Annotated in this window: 15 protein-coding genes; 6 read left to right on the forward strand and 9 right to left on the reverse strand. The window is 71.4% G+C overall.

Annotation, left to right across the window (positions count from 1 at the left end):
- Positions 1-78 precede the first annotated feature (78 nt).
- The 6 genes from WMF34_RS41415 to WMF34_RS41440 form a co-directional block, all read right to left on the reverse strand.
- Positions 79-1,170, reverse strand: coding sequence for an isocitrate/isopropylmalate dehydrogenase family protein (locus tag WMF34_RS41415; RefSeq protein ID WP_012240760.1), 1,092 nt, complete (start codon positions 1,168-1,170; stop codon positions 79-81).
- 16 nt (positions 1,171-1,186) lie between these two features.
- Positions 1,187-2,299, reverse strand: coding sequence for an alanine dehydrogenase (gene ald, locus WMF34_RS41420; RefSeq protein ID WP_012240761.1), 1,113 nt, complete (start codon positions 2,297-2,299; stop codon positions 1,187-1,189).
- 156 nt (positions 2,300-2,455) lie between these two features.
- Positions 2,456-4,075, reverse strand: coding sequence for a DUF4388 domain-containing protein (locus tag WMF34_RS41425; protein WP_044967072.1), 1,620 nt, complete (start codon positions 4,073-4,075; stop codon positions 2,456-2,458).
- Positions 4,076-4,127: 52 nt separating this feature from the next.
- Positions 4,128-6,014 carry a diguanylate cyclase domain-containing protein gene (locus WMF34_RS41430; protein WP_012240763.1) on the reverse strand — a complete coding sequence of 629 codons (1,887 nt, stop codon included), beginning with the start codon at positions 6,012-6,014 and terminating at the stop codon, positions 4,128-4,130.
- Complete coding sequence (gene dapF, locus WMF34_RS41435) at positions 6,011-6,808, reverse strand: diaminopimelate epimerase (RefSeq protein ID WP_012240764.1); 798 nt, start codon at positions 6,806-6,808, stop codon at positions 6,011-6,013. The genes WMF34_RS41430 and dapF overlap by 4 nt, the downstream gene beginning before the upstream one ends.
- On the reverse strand, positions 6,805-7,143 hold the full coding sequence (locus tag WMF34_RS41440; RefSeq protein ID WP_157907278.1) for a DUF167 domain-containing protein: 339 nt from the start codon (positions 7,141-7,143) through the stop codon (positions 6,805-6,807). Before WMF34_RS41440 ends, dapF begins: the two co-directional genes overlap by 4 nt.
- Before the next feature lie 253 nt (positions 7,144-7,396).
- Between WMF34_RS41440 and WMF34_RS41445 the strand changes: the two genes are divergently transcribed.
- Complete coding sequence (locus WMF34_RS41445) at positions 7,397-8,158, forward strand: hypothetical protein (protein WP_157907279.1); 762 nt, start codon at positions 7,397-7,399, stop codon at positions 8,156-8,158.
- Positions 8,159-8,191: 33 nt separating this feature from the next.
- Here WMF34_RS41445 and WMF34_RS41450 read toward each other — a convergent pair whose 3' ends face one another.
- Positions 8,192-8,806 carry a hypothetical protein gene (locus WMF34_RS41450; protein ID WP_012240767.1) on the reverse strand — a complete coding sequence of 205 codons (615 nt, stop codon included), beginning with the start codon at positions 8,804-8,806 and terminating at the stop codon, positions 8,192-8,194.
- Between the two features lie 195 nt (positions 8,807-9,001).
- On the opposite strand from WMF34_RS41450, the gene zapA reads away from it, so the two are divergent.
- The 3 genes from zapA (at position 9,002) to bioD (ending at position 11,254) form a co-directional block, all read left to right on the forward strand.
- Positions 9,002-9,331, forward strand: coding sequence for a cell division protein ZapA (zapA, locus tag WMF34_RS41455; protein WP_012240768.1), 330 nt, complete (start codon positions 9,002-9,004; stop codon positions 9,329-9,331).
- A 61-nt stretch (positions 9,332-9,392) separates the two neighbouring features.
- Positions 9,393-10,559 (forward strand): aminotransferase class I/II-fold pyridoxal phosphate-dependent enzyme, encoded by a 1,167-nt coding sequence (locus WMF34_RS41460; RefSeq protein ID WP_437991233.1) that lies wholly within the window; start codon positions 9,393-9,395, stop codon positions 10,557-10,559.
- A gap of 44 nt (positions 10,560-10,603) precedes the next feature.
- Positions 10,604-11,254, forward strand: a complete 651-nt coding sequence (gene bioD, locus WMF34_RS41465; protein ID WP_157907280.1) for a dethiobiotin synthase — start codon at positions 10,604-10,606, stop codon at positions 11,252-11,254.
- Positions 11,255-11,556: 302 nt separating this feature from the next.
- Here the strand turns inward: bioD and WMF34_RS41470 are convergent, their stop codons facing one another.
- On the reverse strand, positions 11,557-12,213 hold the full coding sequence (locus WMF34_RS41470) for an ABC transporter ATP-binding protein (protein WP_437991234.1): 657 nt from the start codon (positions 12,211-12,213) through the stop codon (positions 11,557-11,559).
- Positions 12,214-12,237: 24 nt separating this feature from the next.
- A complete protein-coding gene (locus WMF34_RS41475) occupies positions 12,238-13,410 on the reverse strand; it encodes a serine/threonine-protein kinase (RefSeq protein WP_437991235.1) in 1,173 nt (390 codons plus the stop codon).
- A gap of 755 nt (positions 13,411-14,165) precedes the next feature.
- Here WMF34_RS41475 and dnaN point away from each other — a divergent pair.
- Both dnaN and recF read left to right on the forward strand, forming a co-directional pair.
- On the forward strand, positions 14,166-15,296 hold the full coding sequence (gene dnaN, locus WMF34_RS41480; protein ID WP_012240773.1) for a DNA polymerase III subunit beta: 1,131 nt from the start codon (positions 14,166-14,168) through the stop codon (positions 15,294-15,296).
- Complete coding sequence (gene recF / locus WMF34_RS41485) at positions 15,293-16,444, forward strand: DNA replication/repair protein RecF (protein WP_437991236.1); 1,152 nt, start codon at positions 15,293-15,295, stop codon at positions 16,442-16,444. Before dnaN ends, recF begins: the two co-directional genes overlap by 4 nt.
- Positions 16,445-16,672 lie beyond the last annotated feature (228 nt).

Here is a 16,672-nt window from a genome sequence, read left to right on the forward strand (position 1 = left end):
ATCGGACACCCGAACTTCTCGGCGATCGCGCCCCGGCGCCCGTGGCTCCCGGCCGCGCGCCCGCGCCCCCAGGTCACCTCACGGCGGCCCCAGCTCGGCGGCGATCTGCTCCCGGACCCAGGCGCCGGCGGCGCGCGTGCCGAGCGTGCCGCCCACATCGACCGTGCACATCCCCTGGTCGAGCGCCTGGGAGACCCAGCGCTCGATGCGGCGCTCTTCCTCGGGCCACCCGAGGTGAGCGAGCAGCAGCCCCGCGGTGAGCATCGCCGCGAACGGGTTCGCGATGTCCTTGCCGGCGAGCGGCGGCGCCGACCCGTGCACCGGCTCGAACAGCGCGACCCGCGCCGGATCGGACGCGTGCACGTTCGCGCTCGCCGCCATGCCGAGCCCCCCCTGCAGCGCCGCGCCGAGATCGGTCACGATGTCGCCGAACAGGTTGTTCGTCACGATCACCTGGAATTGCCCGGGATCCTGGATGACGTACAGGCAGAGGGCGTCCACGTAGACGTGGTTCGACTGGATCTCCGGATACTGGGCGCGCACCTCGTGGAAGACGCGCAGCCAGAGCTCGTGCGCGTGCCGCATCGCGTTCGACTTGTCCGCCATCGTGACCCGCGTCCGGCCGTTCGCGCGCGCGTAGTCGAACGCCGCGCGGATGATCCGCTCGACGCCCTTCCTCGTATTCACGTCCTCGTTGATCGCGACCTCGTCGGGGGTGCCGCGTTTGAACTGCCCGCCCATCCCGACGTAGATGCCCTCGGTGTTCTCGCGGAACACCACGAAGTCGATGTCCTTCGCCGTGCGGCCCTTGAGCGGCACCAGCCGGTCCGACAGCGCGCGGACGGGCCTCACATTGGCGTAGAGGTCGTAGCCGAAGCGCATGCCGAAGAGGATGTCGCGCGCGTGCTCCAGGTTGGGCACGCGGGGATCACCCAGGGCGCCGAGCAGCACCGCCGAGCACTCGCGCTGGATGGCGATCTGGATCTGGTTGGGGAAGGTCGTCCCGTCGCGCAGGTACCGGTCGGCGCCGAGATCGAGCTCCCAGAGGTCGATCGGCAGCCCTGCCCGCTCCTGATAGAGCTCGAGCAAGAGCTTCGCCTCGGCGATGACGGACGGGCCGATGCCGTCACCGCCGATGATCGCGATTTTCTTCTTCTTTTTGGTTGCCACGAGGTCGCGCTCCCGGTCAGCCGAGCGCGCGTTCGACCGGCACGTACTCCAGCCGGTGGGCCGCCGCGACGGGGCCGTACGTCACGTGGCCGCCGTGGGTGTTGATGCCGAGGGCGACGGACCTGTCGGCCTTGGCCGCGGCGACGATGCCCTGGTTGGCGATCGCCACCGCGTAGCCGATCGTCGTGTTCGTGAGCGCCCAGGTGCTCGTGTGCGAGACCGCGCCCGGCATGTTGGTGACGCAGTAGTGGACGACCCCGTGCACCTCGTAGGTCGGGTTGTCGTGGGTCGTCGGGCGGCAGGTCGCGATGCACCCGCCCTGATCCACGGCGACGTCGACGACGACCGTCCCTCTCTCCATGCGGCGGATGTGCTCCTCGGTCACGAGCTGGGGCGCCTTGGCGCCGGGCACGAGCACCGCGCCGACCACGAGATCGGCGCGCTCGCACATCATCTCGATGTTCTCCGCGTTGGAGTAGAGCGTCTCGATCGCGCCCCCGAACACGTCTTCGAGGTAGCTCATCGTCTCGGCGCGGACATCGAGCACGGTGACCTGCGCCCCCATCCCGACCGCGATGGTCGCCGCGTTCCGGCCGACCACGCCGCCGCCGAGGATCGCCACGCGGCCGCGCCGCGTCCCCGGCACGCCGCCGAGGAGCACGCCCTTGCCGCCCCGCTCTTTCTCCAGGCACGAGGCGCCGACCTGAACGGCCATCCTGCCGGCCACCTCGCTCATGGGCCGCAGCAGCGGCAGCGAGCCGTCCTCGTGCTGGATGGTCTCGTACGCGACGCCGGTCACGCCTCGCCTGGCGAGCTCCCGCGTGAGATCCGGCTCGGCGGCCAGGTGCAGGTAGGTATAGAGGAGGAGACCCTGGCGAAAGTGGCCGTACTCGGCGGGGAGCGGCTCTTTCACCTTCACGACCATGTCGGCGCTCCACGCTTCCGCCGCCGACCGCGCGATGAGGGCGCCCGCGCGTCCGTACGCTTCATCGGAGATCCCGCTGCCTTCGCCGGCGCCGGACTCCACGAGGACCTTGTGCCCGTGCCCGACCAGGGCCCGGACTCCCGCGGGCGTCATGCCGACGCGGTACTCACGTGTCTTGATCTCCTTGGGGACTCCGATAAGCACGATCGCGCTCCTCTCCTCGCCGAACTGCTGAAGCGAGGCGTGTGCGACGATAGCAGAAACCTGCCCACGCAAAGCCGTGAGCCACCGAGTCAAACACCGGTTTCCGAGGCGAGAAACCCGGAAGATCCGTTCTGAATCTACGTTTTTGTCGGCCGGTCACACGCCCGCGGCGGCCTCGAGCGCGGCGCGGACAAGCAGCGTGATCTGTCCCGGCGAGGCGAGATCGAGCGGCCCCATCATGGCCTCTGCGTCGAGCAGCAGGAGCTCCAGGGCCTCGCAGTGCGCCGCCAGCGCGTCCTCACCGCCGTCGCCGAGCCGGACGACCGCGGCCGCGCCGTGCAGGGCGAGCGGCCAGGCTGGCGCGAAGCTCTCCTCGATGGGGAGGCCGACCAGCGCGAGCTCGACGCCGTCCCCGAGCCGGATCACGCCGAGCGGCCTCGGGATCGCCGCCTGCGGCGGAGGCTCGGCGGGGACGATGGCGTCCCCGATGCGGCGGACCGCATGAGACAGCGTCGCCATGCGGCGCGCGCTCGCGGCGATGACGAGGTGGGGCGGCGGGGCGAAGCCGGGCCGGGCCAGGCGGGTCACCAGGGACCGGAGGACCGGAAGGTGCTCCGACGGCGCGAACGGCGTCGTGAGGTCTGCGAGCGAGATGCGGCGGATCTTCCCGGAGGCCGTCAGCTCCATCAGGACCTCGAGGATCAGGAGATCCGGCCCGCTGATCTCGTCGAGCAGTTCGTCGAGGTTGTGCGGCATCTGGAGCAGCGCCGTCAGCTTCTCGGCCACGGCCGCGCGCTCCGCCGGCTCCCCGAGGGGCGCCGGCGGCGACGTCGTCGGGGTGCGCAGCGCCTCGAGCCGGAACGCGGCCGGCTCCGCGGCGCGGAGCGTGGGCGGCGGCGGCATCGACCCGCCGCGGCTGCCCTTCACGTCGCTGGCCGGCGTCGGCGCGGCGGTGAAGTCGGGCAGCGAGGACATGGCGCTCGCCAGGGGCGCGGCGCTCGCTCGGTCCGCCGCGGCGCTGTCGCCGAAGGTCGCGTCGACGCTGAACGGCTCGTGGTCCGGGAGCGGGGACAGGTCGAGATCGTCGCTCGCGGGCTCGGTGACCAGGAAGGCCTCACCGGCCGGCGCGAGCTCGGATCGCCGGCGCTGAACCTCGTCGACCTGGCGGAGCGCTTCCATCAGGAGGCGGGAGGTCGGCGCCATGATGCGGCGCACGCTCGCCGGTTCGCCGGGTGAGAACGCGAAGTGCCCGTCCCGCTCGCCGAGCAGCCGGTAGAGCGCCTTCTCCCCCTCGAGGCGGCGGTAGACGGCATCGATCACCTCCCCTGCCAGGAGCCGCAGCTCCCCTGCCCCGGTCGGCGTGGTGATGCCGAGGGTGCCGCTCCGGCGGTTCATCGCGAGCAGCTGGAGCAGGTCGACGAGCGGGACCTGCTGGAGGTCGCCGCGGATCTCCTGCGGCACCGTCGGCTTGGAGCCGCGCGGCGACGCCTCGGTGATCCGCGAGACGATGTGATCGACGTCGCCCCGCAGGACCTCGTCGAAGCCCAGATCGCCCTCGGCGCCGTCGACGAGGAAGAGGATCGGGGTGTCGGCGAGGTCGGGGACGGCGGCGAACGCGTCCGCGAGCGCGTTGTCCTCGTCGAGCGCCCTGGCGGCGAGCACGACGTCGGGCCGGCGCTTGAACGCCTGCTCCACGGCTTCGAACGCGCCGTTCGCGTTGGTCACGGTGAGACCACGCGCCCTGAGCGCCGACGCGAGCGCGCCGAGCGCGTCCACGTCCGAATCAACCAACAGCACCCTGCGAGACACTGGATCGGCGCCCTCCGAGTCAGCCGAAGACCCGCAGCCCGGCCGCGCGGCCGAGCCGCTCGGCGAGGAAGTCCGCGAGCAGCGGATCGGCGGCGTGGATACCCTTCACGAACCCCCCCTGATTGCGCCCTACCAGGGCATACGCGCCGTGCTCCGCGAGGACACAGAGCGCCTCGATGTCGTCGCACCCTGGCGAGGAGCGGAGGTCGACGGTGTGCACCACCACGTCGTCGCGCGGCGAGGCCAGCTGCGCCTTGACCTGCGCTCCCAGGCTCAGCCCGTCGTGGTGAGCGACCAGCAGGAACACGGCGCCCCCGCGGAGCGCGTTCCTGACGACCGACGTCGCGAGCAGGATCGTATCGGACACCGACAGATCGAGCGCGCGAGGCGCCGAGATGGCGGAAGCTCCGCCGGGCGCGGGGGGCTCCCGGACGAGGAGGCTGACGATCTCGCCGATGCTCCGCCGGTCCTGAGGGACGCGGTGGACGATCGAGGACTTGGTGGCGTCGGCGCGCCGCCGGGCGATGCGGAGCAGCTGAGCGAGGCTCTGGCCGTCATGGGGGAAGGTGGCGACCCCGACGAGCAGCCCCTTCGGCAGGTACCCGGCCCGCTTCTCGCTCTCGGCGACGTGCGAGAGCATCCGTCGATGGCAGGCGTGGGCCTCCAGGGCGGCCGTCTCGGGCATGAGCAGGTGGAACTCGTTCTCGTCGACGCGGGCCAGGATGTCGGTGTCGCGCACGGCGCGGAGCAGGTGCTCGACGACCTGACCCGGGTTGTGCGTGGTCGCCGGGGGCGCCGGCGTGGTCCTCCAGAAGGCGAGGTCGCCTGGGCGCTCCGGTGCGGCCGCCGCATCCGGCTCGATCACGATGGTCGCGATCGTGAACCGGCGGCCGTACCGCCTGGCCTTGTCGATCTCCCGGCCGGCGACGTCGACGTAGTAGGCGAACGAGTAGGCGCTCGACGCCGGATCCTTCATCGCGGCGCCGCCCGCCGAGCGTTCGCGCTCGCCGAGGAGGGCGAGCGCCGTCGTCGCCTGCGTGGCGAGCAGCTTGACGAGGCCGTCGAGGAGCGGGGCGCGCCGCGGGGTCGAGGCCGCGCTGTCCGGGCGCCTGACCGAAGGGAACGCGGAGCTGCGGCCGGGCTCCTTCTGGAGAAGGAGATGCCCCGCGGCGAGCTTGCGGAGCGCCAGCGGGACGACGATGAGCTGCTCGCGCCGGGCGAAATCGAGGATGTCGGTCTCGGTCCCGTAGGCGGGCGCGCGATCGAGCGGCCGCATCGCCGCGGAGCGGACCAGCTCGCTGGAGCGCTCTCCGGCGGCCAGGTAGACGGCGGCCGCCGCCGCGCCCGTCGCCTCGACGAACACCTCGGCGAGCTGCTGGGCCGCCGCGTTGCGGTCGCGCGCATCGGCGAGCTCGGCCACGCGGGCGATCCACCCGGCAGCGCGCGCGCTGCGCGCGGCTTCCTGCTCGAGCTGCATCCGGAGCGCCCGCTCGGCGAAGCGCAGGCGCACCGAGCCGACCGCGTTCAGCACCTCGTCCCCGCCGAGCGGCAGCAGGAAGAGCCCGGCGCCGCCGAGCGCGACCGCATGGGCGCCCGCCTCGAGCTCCGCCCGCGTCGCCAGCGCGAAGACGGTGGCCTCGGAGGCGAGGGCTTTCAGGTGGTGGACCATGGCGAGGCCGGCTCCCTCCCCGAGCCCGACGTCGATGAAGGCGACGTCGGGCGCGGCGGTCTCGGCAAGGACGATCCCCTCGGCGAGATCGCCGGCGAGCATCAGCTCATCGGACGTGATGACCCGCGAGAACAGCGTGCGGGTCGCCTCGTCGGCGATGACGGCGAGCACCTTGAGCGAGAACTCGTGGGCCGGCGCCCGGCCAGGACTCCAGACCCCCTCGAGCGAGGCGGTCACGCGATCACCACCTCGCCCGAGAACGCCCGGCGCGCCGGGCCTTGCATGAGCAGCTCCAGGGATCCGGGGGCGACGGTGATGCGCAGCGAGCCGCCCGGCAGCGCCACGCGGAGAGGCGCCCCGTACGGCGCGCGGCCCTGCGCGCACGCCGCGGCCGCCACGGCGCAGGCGCCCGTGCCGCAGGCCAGCGTGCGGCCCACCCCGCGCTCCCAGACGGTCACGTCGATGCGCGCGGCCTCGCCGTGCTCGGCCGGTCGAACGCGGCAGAACTCGACGTTGATGCCCTCGGCCGGCGTGGTCGCGACGATCGGCCCGAGCTCGTCGATCGCGTCCTCCGTGTAGGGATCGAACGTCACCGCGTGCGGGTTGCCGACGTCGACGCAGGCGAACCGGTGCTCCGCGCCGAGCGCCGTGACGACGAGCGTCTCGCCCATGCGGGCCCGGCCCATGCCGACGAGCACGTCGAAGCGATCGCCCGCCCGTGTGACCTCGCACCGCTTGTCGCCGGCGTCGGTCGCGATGGTGACCGCCTTCTGAGGGGTCCCGCGGGAGACGAGGTAGGCCGCGACGCAGCGGATCCCGTTGCCGCACATCTCGGGGCGGCTCCCGTCGGCGTTCCAGACCTGCATGCGCGGCTGCTCGCGCTCGATCACGAGCACGCCGTCCGCGCCGATGCCGAACCGCCTGTCGCAGAGGCGCCGCGCCGCCTCGGCGGTCATCGGGACCGCCTCGACCAGGATGAAGTCGTTGCCAAGACCTTCCCACTTCTCGAACCGGACGACGTTTTCCTTCATCGCTTCGCCCCGGCGAGCCGCTTTCGCGCCTCGGCTTCCTTGAGCCCGCGGACGGCGACGACCTTGCTCCTGCCGCTCGCGCCGAGGGCGATCTGGACATCGCTCTTGCGCACGTCGAGCGCGCGCGAGAGCAGCTTGACGAGCTCCGCGTTGGCGGCGCCCTCCACGGGCGGCGCGGTCAGCGACACGTCGAGCGCGCCCTCGCGCACCCCGACGATGGCCGAGCGCGACGACTTCGGGCGCACCTGGACCGAGATGCGGACGCCTTCGGCGCGCTCGGTGATCGCGAGGCGACTCCACTCGCCGACGGCGCCGCTCTCCTCGGGTTTGCTCATCTGGCCGGCGGCATCGTAGCGTATCTGGGGCTCACGCGTGGTTCCCGCGACGCGCGGTGACGTCGCTCGCCGGGCGGCCATCGCGAATTTGCCGCTCTGCGGCCCGACCCGCTACTCTTTTCGCCCCGGCCGTGGATCGGCTCGCGCAGTACGATCCAGCAGGGCGACTTGCGCCAGCGGCTGTCGTTGTTCGTCGCTGATGCTCATTTCCGCGGTGGAGGCGTTTGCCATGACTGATGAAGGAGAAGGATCCGTGAACGCAGCGCCCGGCCTTGCGAGGAGGTTGTGGGCGCTCGCGCTGCTCGCGACGTCGGGTGGGCTGCTCGGGTCTGCATGCGCCGACAACGAGAGCAGCCTGTTCATTCGCATGCGGATGGCGGAGAAGTCAGAAGAGGGGCGGTGCAACGCGACCTGCAGCCCCAGCGAAGCGTTCTGGACCGAGGACGCGGTGGACGCCGCGTTCCAGAGCAGCCACTCCGCGATGCTCCTGGTGGGCAACCAGATCGTGCAGCGCGGCGACTCGGACGTCCTCCGCACGGAGACGTCGCGCGTCCAGCTCTACGAGGCCGAGGTCCGTGTCGTTGACATCGAGGGCAACGATGTGACGCCGGGGTACGTCGTTCCGATCACGGGCACCGTCGACCCGGGTGCATCCAGCGAGCCCGGCTACAACTGCGCCGATGTCCTTCTGCTCGACGGCGCCACGATGGACACCCTGCGTGGGCAGGCCGCGCAGCGCGGTAGCGACGTGCAGGTGTGGGCGACCGTGGTGGTGCGCGGCAGGACGCTGGGCGGCCAGGAGGTCGAGACCACGGAGTGGACGTACCCCATCCGGGTCTGCTTCGGCTGCTCGTGTGTCGACACGGCGCCGTCGGAGTGCTGCGAGAACCCTGCGGGTGAGGACTGCGAGGAGGCCGACAAAGCCGAGGCGACCTGTCCTGGCGCGCTGGGCCCTGTGGACTGCCGCGCCGTCAGCACGACCTGCGCGAACTACCTCCAAAGCTTCGGCTTGTAGCGCGCTCTCCGGGGGCGCTGGCGCGAGGCGCGGTCAGCGCGCCGGTTTGGTGCGACGCACCGGGGCCGCTTCGGATGACGGCCCTTTCGCAGCCTCGAACAAGTAGACGAACGGGAGGCTGAGCAGCGCGAGATCGAGCTGGGCCGCAAGGACGACCGCGGTCTCCTTCGAGGGTCCGAGCCCGAACCGCAGCTGCGCGAGCAGCCCTGTGCTCATCCCGTAGCGCGAGTGGAAGTTGTAGCTGCGCGCCCCCCAGAAGACAGCGGCGGCGATCCCTGGCTCCACGGCGTCGGCGTCCTCGCTCCACCGGCCGTAGACGCCGGTGGAGAGGACGAGCGGGAACGAGTCGTGGACGGGCGCGAGCACGGAGACGCCCGCGCCGGTCTGGAGCTCGTCGAACGCGTGGGTGAGCACCTCGACGTAGGGGCCGACGCCGAAGTCGTCGTTGGCAGCGCGGCCGAAGAGGACATCCCCGCGGAGCCCCAGGTGGAAGACCGTGGAGTCCCACAGCTGGCGCTCGAGGCCGACGCCGGCAAGGCCAACGGTGACGCCGGCGCTCGCCTGGGGCTCGGCGCGGGCTGTGCCGTGGAGGAGAACGGCTCCGAGGAGCGAGGCAACCAAGGCAGCTGGGCGGCCCGCGGTGGCCATGATGGATCGATGCTACAGGGCGCTGGCAGGGAGCGCGCCTGAATTCGGCTGCACGGAGCTTCTGCCTTGCGTGAGGCTCTCCGGAGCCCTCCGGAGCTCGCCTTCGCGTCGCGTCCGTCGCCGGTGAGTCCCGCCGTTCGCACCGCGCACCCCGCCCTGCGCGCCCGCTAGCGTTCATGGTAGCGTCCGGGGGCAATGGCGCGACGCACAGTGCAGCTACGGGTAGGAGGTCAGACCTACCGCGTGGTGACGTCCGCGAGCGACGAGGAGCTCCAGCGGCTCGCCGCGGTCGTCGATCAGAAGCTCGCCACCGTTGTGCCCGCCGGCCGCGCCGTGACCCCCCAGGCCATGTTGCTCGCCGCCATCGCGCTCGCGCACGATCTCGAGCAGGAGCGGACCCGGGCGTCGGTCATCGCGGGGCGCGCGCGGGACGCATTTGGCCGTATCCTGCAGCGGGTCGACGCGGTCCTCGGCGCCGGTCCCGAGTCGCCCTCCTCCAGCGGAGCGAACGACAGCACGCGCTGAGCTGGAGTGCCCGTACCTGGCGGGGTCCCGCTGAGCGGCCCTGCCGCTGACTGGAGATGGCATGCCTGCACCCACGGATGAAGCTTTCCAGGCCCTCGACCCCACGCCTGGAGGCGTGGACGCCCTTCGCCATCTCCAGGACGAGCTCTCCGAGATGGAGCGCGCCGGCTTGCTGCGCACGCCCCCTGCTGCCCCGGCTTCCGACCGGCTGCTGGTCCTGTGCTCCAACGACTACCTCGGCTACGCCGGGCTCGCCTTGCCTTCCGAGGTCGGGACCGCGAGCGGTGCGGGGGCGTCTCGCCTGGTGAGCGGGACCCACGGGGCCCACCTGATGGCCGAGAGGGAGCTCGCCGCCTGGCTGAGCGTGGAAGCGACGCTGCTGTTCTCCTCGGGGTATGCGGCGAACGTCGGCACCGTCGCTGCGCTGGCCAGGCCGGGAGATGTCGTCGTCTCGGACGCGCTGAACCACGCGTCGCTCATCGACGGATGTCGTCTCTCGGGGGCGACGGTCGAGGTGGTGGGCCATGTCGACGTGGAGGCGGTGGAGAGCGCCCTCGTGCGGGCCAGGGGCGCGCGCCGCCGGTGGGTGGTGACCGAATCGCTCTTCAGCATGGATGGCGACACCCCCGACCTCCCCCGCCTCCGTGAGCTCTGCGATCGTCACGATGCCGCGTTGATCGTGGACGAGGCGCACGCCCTCGGTGTTTTCGGACCGCGCGGGGCCGGCCTCTGCGCCGAGGCCGGGGTTCGCCCCGACGTGCTCATCGGCACGCTCGGCAAGTCGCTCGGGCTCCACGGCGCCTTCGTCGCGGGCTCGTCGACCTTGCGAACCTACCTGTGGAACCGCGCCAGGAGCTTCGTTTACTCGACCGGCATCAGCCCCGTGGTGGCGCTCGCTGCGGTGGAGCGGGTCCGCCGCGCCGCCGCGGACGACCCGGCTCGGGCGCGCCTGACGATGATCACCCGCCGGCTTCGCTCCGGTCTGCTGGCGCTGGGAGCCGAGCTGCTTCCTGGCTCCTCGGGCCCGATCCTCCCCTGGCTTCTGAAGTCGCCGGGGGCCGCGGTGGAGATGTCTCGGCGCCTCGCGAGCGAGGGCGTCCTCGTCCAGGCGATCCGGCCGCCGACGGTGCCTGCAGGTACGTCGCGGCTTCGCATCGTGGCGAACGCGTCGCTCTCCGAGTCGGATGTCGAGCGTGCCCTCGCAGGATTCCGGGAGGCGATGCGATGAGAGGAGTTCCTGTTTCACGTGAAACAGGACGGATCCGGGTCGCGGTGGTCGGAACCGGGACCGGGGTGGGCAAGACGCACGTGTCGGTCGCGCTGGTCGCAGCGCTGGCAGCTCGCGGCGACAAGGTCTGCGGCTTGAAGCCCATCGAATCGGGCATCGACGGCACCTCGACGACCGACGCCGAGCAGCTGGCGCTCGTCAGCTCGGTCCAGCCCGAGCCAGCACCCTACCGCTTCGCTGAACCGCTCTCCCCTCACCTGGCAGCGCGCCGTTGCGGATGCGCCATCTCGCTGGACGTCGTCACCGCGTGGGTCGACAGGCAGTCCGCTCCCGTCGCGATCGTGGAGAGCGCCGGCGCGCTCCTCTCCCCGCTCGGACCAGGACTGACGAACGCAGACCTCGTACGCGCGCTCTCTCCCGATGCCGTCGTCCTGGTCGGCCTGGACCGGCTGGGCATCCTTCACGAGGTCGCCTGCTGCACGCTCGCCCTCCGGGCGCTCGCGCCTGGTCTTCCGCCAGCCGTGATCGTGCTGAACCCGCCGGCAGTCCCCGACGCATCGACCGGCACGAACGCGGGGGAGCTGGCCGCGCTCGGCATTGCTTCCGGCGCTGTCGTGATGCCGCGCGCCGCTCCAACCGCGCCGGCATCGCTGTCAGCGGCGCAGGTCGCCCTGGCGCGTCTCGCGCTGTCGTAGCGAGACGTCGTCACGTTCGAGGGGTGGACAGCCCCGAGGTCGTGAGAAATCGAGCCGAGCTACCGGACCCGAGTACCCGGTCCTGAGCTCTGGCCCGAGACCCCGCTCGGGGGTGGTGGGGTTCTTTGGGCGAAAGGAGGGTCTTTTGAACCGCCAAGACGCCAGAAGACGCCAAGAAAAACACAAAAATCTTGGCGTCTTCTGGCGTCTTGGCGGTTCCCGCATTCTGGCAAGGTGGGGCAATTACCCCACCACCCCGCTCGGCGGGGTTCGCAGGACTTCCGAAGGACCGGCCCGCCTCGTCAGGAGGCGCTGGTGACGATGCGGCCCCGTTCCAGCACCAGACGGGCGGCCGCTCGCTCCCGGAAGACCTCCGGCTCGTGGGACACCACGACCACCGCGGCGCCTCGCTCCACCTCCGCGTCCACGACCGCGAGCAGTCGCGCCACCCCTGCGCGGTCGAGGCCCGTGGTCGGCTCATCCAGCAGCACCAGCGAAGGCTGGTGCACCAGGGCTCTCGCGAGCGCGATTCGTTGTCGCTGGCCGCGCGAACACGTGCGGAGCGGCCTCAGCGCAAAGCTCCCGAGCTCGAAGCGCTCCTCCGCATGACGCCACGCCTCGTGCGCGTCGAGCCCGTGGAAGCCGGCCGCCAGCTCGACGTTCTGCCGACCGGAGAGGTCCGGGTACGCCAGCGACTCGTGGGACAGCCAGCCGATGGTGCCTCGCGCCGTCCCGACATCGTCGCCGAGCGGCTCGTAGTCCAGCGAGCCCGACGTGGGTCGGATCACGGTCCCGAGGATCCCGAGCAGCGTCGACTTGCCCGACCCGTTCGCCCCCTCGATGAGCGTCAATCGCCCCGCCTCGATCGTCGCGTTCACCCCACGCAACGCCGCCGTCGCTCCGTAGGTCTTCACGACGCCACGGGCCACCACGCGCTCGATCGTCCTCACAGCGCTCACCTCGCTCCTGCGCTCGCGTTCCCGTCAGCCCTTGTCGCCGCCTCGAGCGCGACCTTCGCCCTGGACGACCGTGGTGATGTCCTCCGGGAACGCTGGCGGATCAACGACAGTCGCCTCGGAATCGTCGGAGAGCTCCGCTTCCGCTTCGAGCGGGCTCAATGACGGAATCGTCGGTCGATCTTCCGACTCATCGTCCCGAGGCTGCCCGTCATCCGTCTCCGCGACCGGCTCGCTCGGTCTACGCGCAGCGCCGCCGCCGGACCGTTCGTCGACGACCTGCTGAACGGCAGCGCGCTCCAGTCGGCGCTTCTGTGCCACAGGCACCTGGTTCTTGAATCGCCGCAGCCCTTCCAGGAACTCCCGCGCGCTCTGGAATCGTTCATCCCGCGCCTTCGCCAGGGCGCGATCCACGAGGCGCGAGAGGCCGGGCGGAATCGTCGGATCGAGCTCCGTCACCGGCCGGTGCCACAGCGTGAGGATCTGGACGAGCAACGCATTGTGATTGCGGGCCACGAACGGGCGCTGGCCCGTCAGCGCCTCGTACAGGATCACGCCCGCAGCCCACAGATCGAGCCGGCGGTCAAGCTCCACGTCCCCCCGTGCCTGCTCGGGCGCCATGTAGTACGGCGTGCCCATCACCATGCCGGTGCGGATCGGATCCACCACCGACCCATCCATGCCCGAGGCCTGGGAGATGCCGAAATCGAGCAGCTTGGCCACCGGCAACATGCCGGCGCGCTCCGAGAGGAAGATGTTCTCTGGCTTCAGATCACGGTGGACGACCCCGCGATCATGTGCCGTCACCAGCGCCGAGAGCACCTGAAGCATGATGTCGACGAGCTCGTTCGGCGGAACGACACCACAGCGCTCGATCCGCTGCGCCAGCGTCTCCCCGTGGAGACGTTCCATGACGAGGTAGGGGCTGCCGTCAGGGAGCCACCCCATGTCGTACACTTCGCAGATGTTGGGATGACCGATCCGCCCGGCGACCCGCGCCTCGTGCTCCAGCCTCGAGATGGCCTCGCGCTTCTGGGTCTCCCGCGGATGCATCACCTTGACAGCGACCAGCCGCCCGATCTGGAGGTGCTCCGCCTCGTACACCGCGCCCATGCCGCCCTCCCCGATGATGGCGGTGACCGCGTACTTGTCGCCGATCACGTGGCCGAGCAGCGAGCGCCCGGAAGAGGTCGGGCTCACGCCGCGGCTCCCGGGCCACGGCGGCGTCCGCGAGCCCGCCACGGCAGACGACGGAGCGCGTGACGCGGAGGCCCGCTGCTCCGCGCCTGGCGCCAGCGCGCCGCGCACCGATGAGCTCGGCGCCATGCCCGCCGGCCACCTCAGCAGCGGCGGCGCCACCCTCGACGGAGGATGCGCCGGTGGCCGATGGATCGGCTGCAACGGAGCCACGCCAGCGCGAGCGCCCGCGCGGGAGGACGGCGGATCGCTCGGAGCCACGACCAGCCCGGTCGCGGGACATACGACCACCGCGAGATCGTGGTGGCTACCGCAGTGGATGCAGCGCACCGAACTCAAGTCCGTACAATTTGAAAACCTCCATCCAGGTGCTGCTCGAAACTGCACAGCGTATCGGGGAAGAGCACGCAGGCAACGCTCGGTTCCACATCACCCCGCACGCCCCCTGGGGGATCCTTGGGGATAACCCCGCCGGCAACCCTGGGGGCAAACCGGGGGAGATCGGCCATCCGCCAGCTCTCCCCTGTCCACCTACCCCTGAGGACGGTCCATTTACCCCAGGGCGTCCGCTTCTAACTCATTGGATTCGTTGCGCATTCTGAGTTATCCCCGCCCTCCACAGCGCCTACGACGAAGACGATGTCTTTATCTATCTATTTCATGGAAAGAAGAGGCGTTGCGCAAGGTCACGCGAGCGCTCATTTCCAGCGCACCCCCGGGCGATAACCCTGCTAAAGGGAGCAGCTCCGGAGTCGGCTATGGACCTTGTGATCCCCAAGAAAGATCTGCTTCGCCTCGTCGCGCGCTGCCAAGGCGTGGCGGACAAGAAGAGCGCGATGCCCGCGCTCGCCAACGTCCTGCTCGCCGCCGAGGGCAACGCGGTCCGCGTCGCCGCGACCGACCTGTACCTCGGCGTCACCGGCCAGACCCACGCGGACATCAAGACCGGCGGCACCGTCGCCGTCCCGGCCAGGGACCTGCTGGAGCGCGTGAAGGCCATGCCCGATGGCCCGATCCAGATCACCACCACCGAGGGCGCGCACACGTCGCTCAAGGCCGTGGGATCACCCCGGCGCTACACGCTCCCCGGGCTCCCCGGCTCGGAGTTCCCGCAGCTGCCCGCCCCGGCCGTGGACGCGCCCTCGCTGGAGCTCCCCGTCGAGCAGCTCGCGCTCCTGATCACCCGGACCCACTTCTCGATCTCCACCGACGAGACCCGCGCCCACGTGAACAGCGCCCTGTTCGAGTGGGCCGGCGATCGGGTCAGGATGGTGACCACCGACGGCCATCGCCTCTCCAAGATGGAGGCGACCGTGTCGGGGAGCTCCGCGACGGCCACCATGCTCATCCCGCTCAAGGCGATCACGGAGCTCCGCCGCCTCGCCGAGGAGGCGCGCGCCGAGAAGGAGACCCCGATGGTCGCCATCACCCAGAGCGGGCCGAACGCCTTCTTCAACATCGCCGGGATGCAGTTCTCGGTGAAGCTCGTCGACGCGCAGTTCCCGCCCTACCAGCAGGTCATCCCGTCCGTCACCGAGCGCTCGGTCCGCGCCCCCCGCGTGGCGTTCGCCGAGGCCCTGCGCGCCATCGCGCTCGCCGCCAACGACCGCACCGGCGGCGTCAAGCTGTCGATCGCGCCGGGGACGCTCCGGATCACCAGCGAGAGCCCCGACACCGGCGCCGGCTTCGACGAGGTGGCCGTCGACTACAGCGGACCCGAGGTCACCATCGGCTTCAACGCGAAGTACTTCCTCGACGTGCTCGCCTCGATCGACGACGAGGAGGTCATCCTCGGCATCTCCGGCGAGCTCGACCCCGCCGTGATCCGACCCGGTAGCGAGTCGAACCAGCAGAGCTACGTCGCCGTCATCATGCCGATGCGGATTTGAGCGCGCCCTCCGACGAGCCCGAGGGGTCCTCCCCGAGCCTCCTCCTCGAGCGGCTCCACATCCGCGAGTTCCGGAACCTCGGCCGCGTCGACGTCGAGCCCGCGCCCCGCATCAACGTGATCGCAGGCAACAACGGGCAGGGCAAGACGAGCCTGCTCGAGGCGATCTACTTCGCCGCGACCTCGAGGAGCTTCCGCACCCACCGGCTGGCCGAGCTGGTCCGCCACGGCGCCCCCATCGCGAGCGCGCGGGCGCGCTTCGTGGAGCGCCGGGACGCGCTGCAGCCGCTCGCGCGCGAGCAGACGGCCGCCGTGGAGCACAAGCGGTGCGTCGTGCGCATCGACGGCAACCGGCCCCCGAGCCTGGCGAGCTTCGCGACGCGATCGCCGGTCGTCGCCTTCCACGCGGAGGAGCTCGCGCTGTCCACCGGGCCCGCGAGCGCGCGGCGCACGCTGCTCGATCGCCTGGCGCTCTTCATGGACCCGCAGAGCGCCGACCACCGGGCCCGCTACGCGCAGGCGCTCCGCGCGCGCCACGAGCTGCTCCACCGCGGCGGGGGCGCGCAGGCCCAGGCGAGCGCCGAGCTCGACGCATTCGAGGCGCTCTGCGCCCTCCATGGCGCGGCGCTGACCCGCGCCCGCGAGGCCGCCGTCCAGGCGCTGGCGCCGGAGCTCACGCACGCCTTCGCCCGCATCGCCGCGCCCGACCTGACGCTGGCCGCGCGGTACGCGCCGGGCGGCGGCGGCGACGCCGAGCAGGCGCGCGAGGCCTTGCGCGAGCAGCGCCGCCGCGACGCGCACCGGCCGAGCGCGGGCTACGGCCCCCACCGAGACGACCTGCTGCTCGAGCTCGACGGCCACCCCGCCCGCGTGGTCGCCTCCCAGGGCCAGCACAGGGCCCTCACGCTCGCGCTCAAAGCGGCAGAAACCGCCGCCATCGCTTCCGTCCGGGGCGTAGAGCCCATCCTTTTGCTCGACGACGTGTCGAGCGAGCTCGATCCCGACCGGACCGCGGCGCTGTTCATGTTCCTCGGAATGGCGCGCGGACAGGTATTCCTGACGACCACGCGGCGCGATCTCATCGTCACGCCGGGCGTACCTTCCTCGGAGCGGCGCGATTTCCACGTCGAAGGCGGCGCGGTCGGCTGACATTCGTCGCGGGCGCGCCGGCTGCCGGACGCTGCGGCGCGCGGCGCTCGCGATGGACGAACGTCCGCCGACCGCGCCGCGACCGCCGTCAAACGCGTTGATCCCGGCCCCGGAGCGCGCGAGTTGGGATGCTCCGGACGCGCCCGCGACGGGCGCCGAAAATACGGTGTTACGAGCCTTCCGGACCCGGCGAAACGCTTGCCCGAGCCCCTGATTTCGGCTACATTT

Origin of the sequence: Sorangium sp. So ce145 (genome assembly GCF_051525985.1) — a bacterium.
GTDB lineage: Bacteria > Myxococcota_A > Polyangia > Polyangiales > Polyangiaceae > Sorangium > Sorangium cellulosum_B.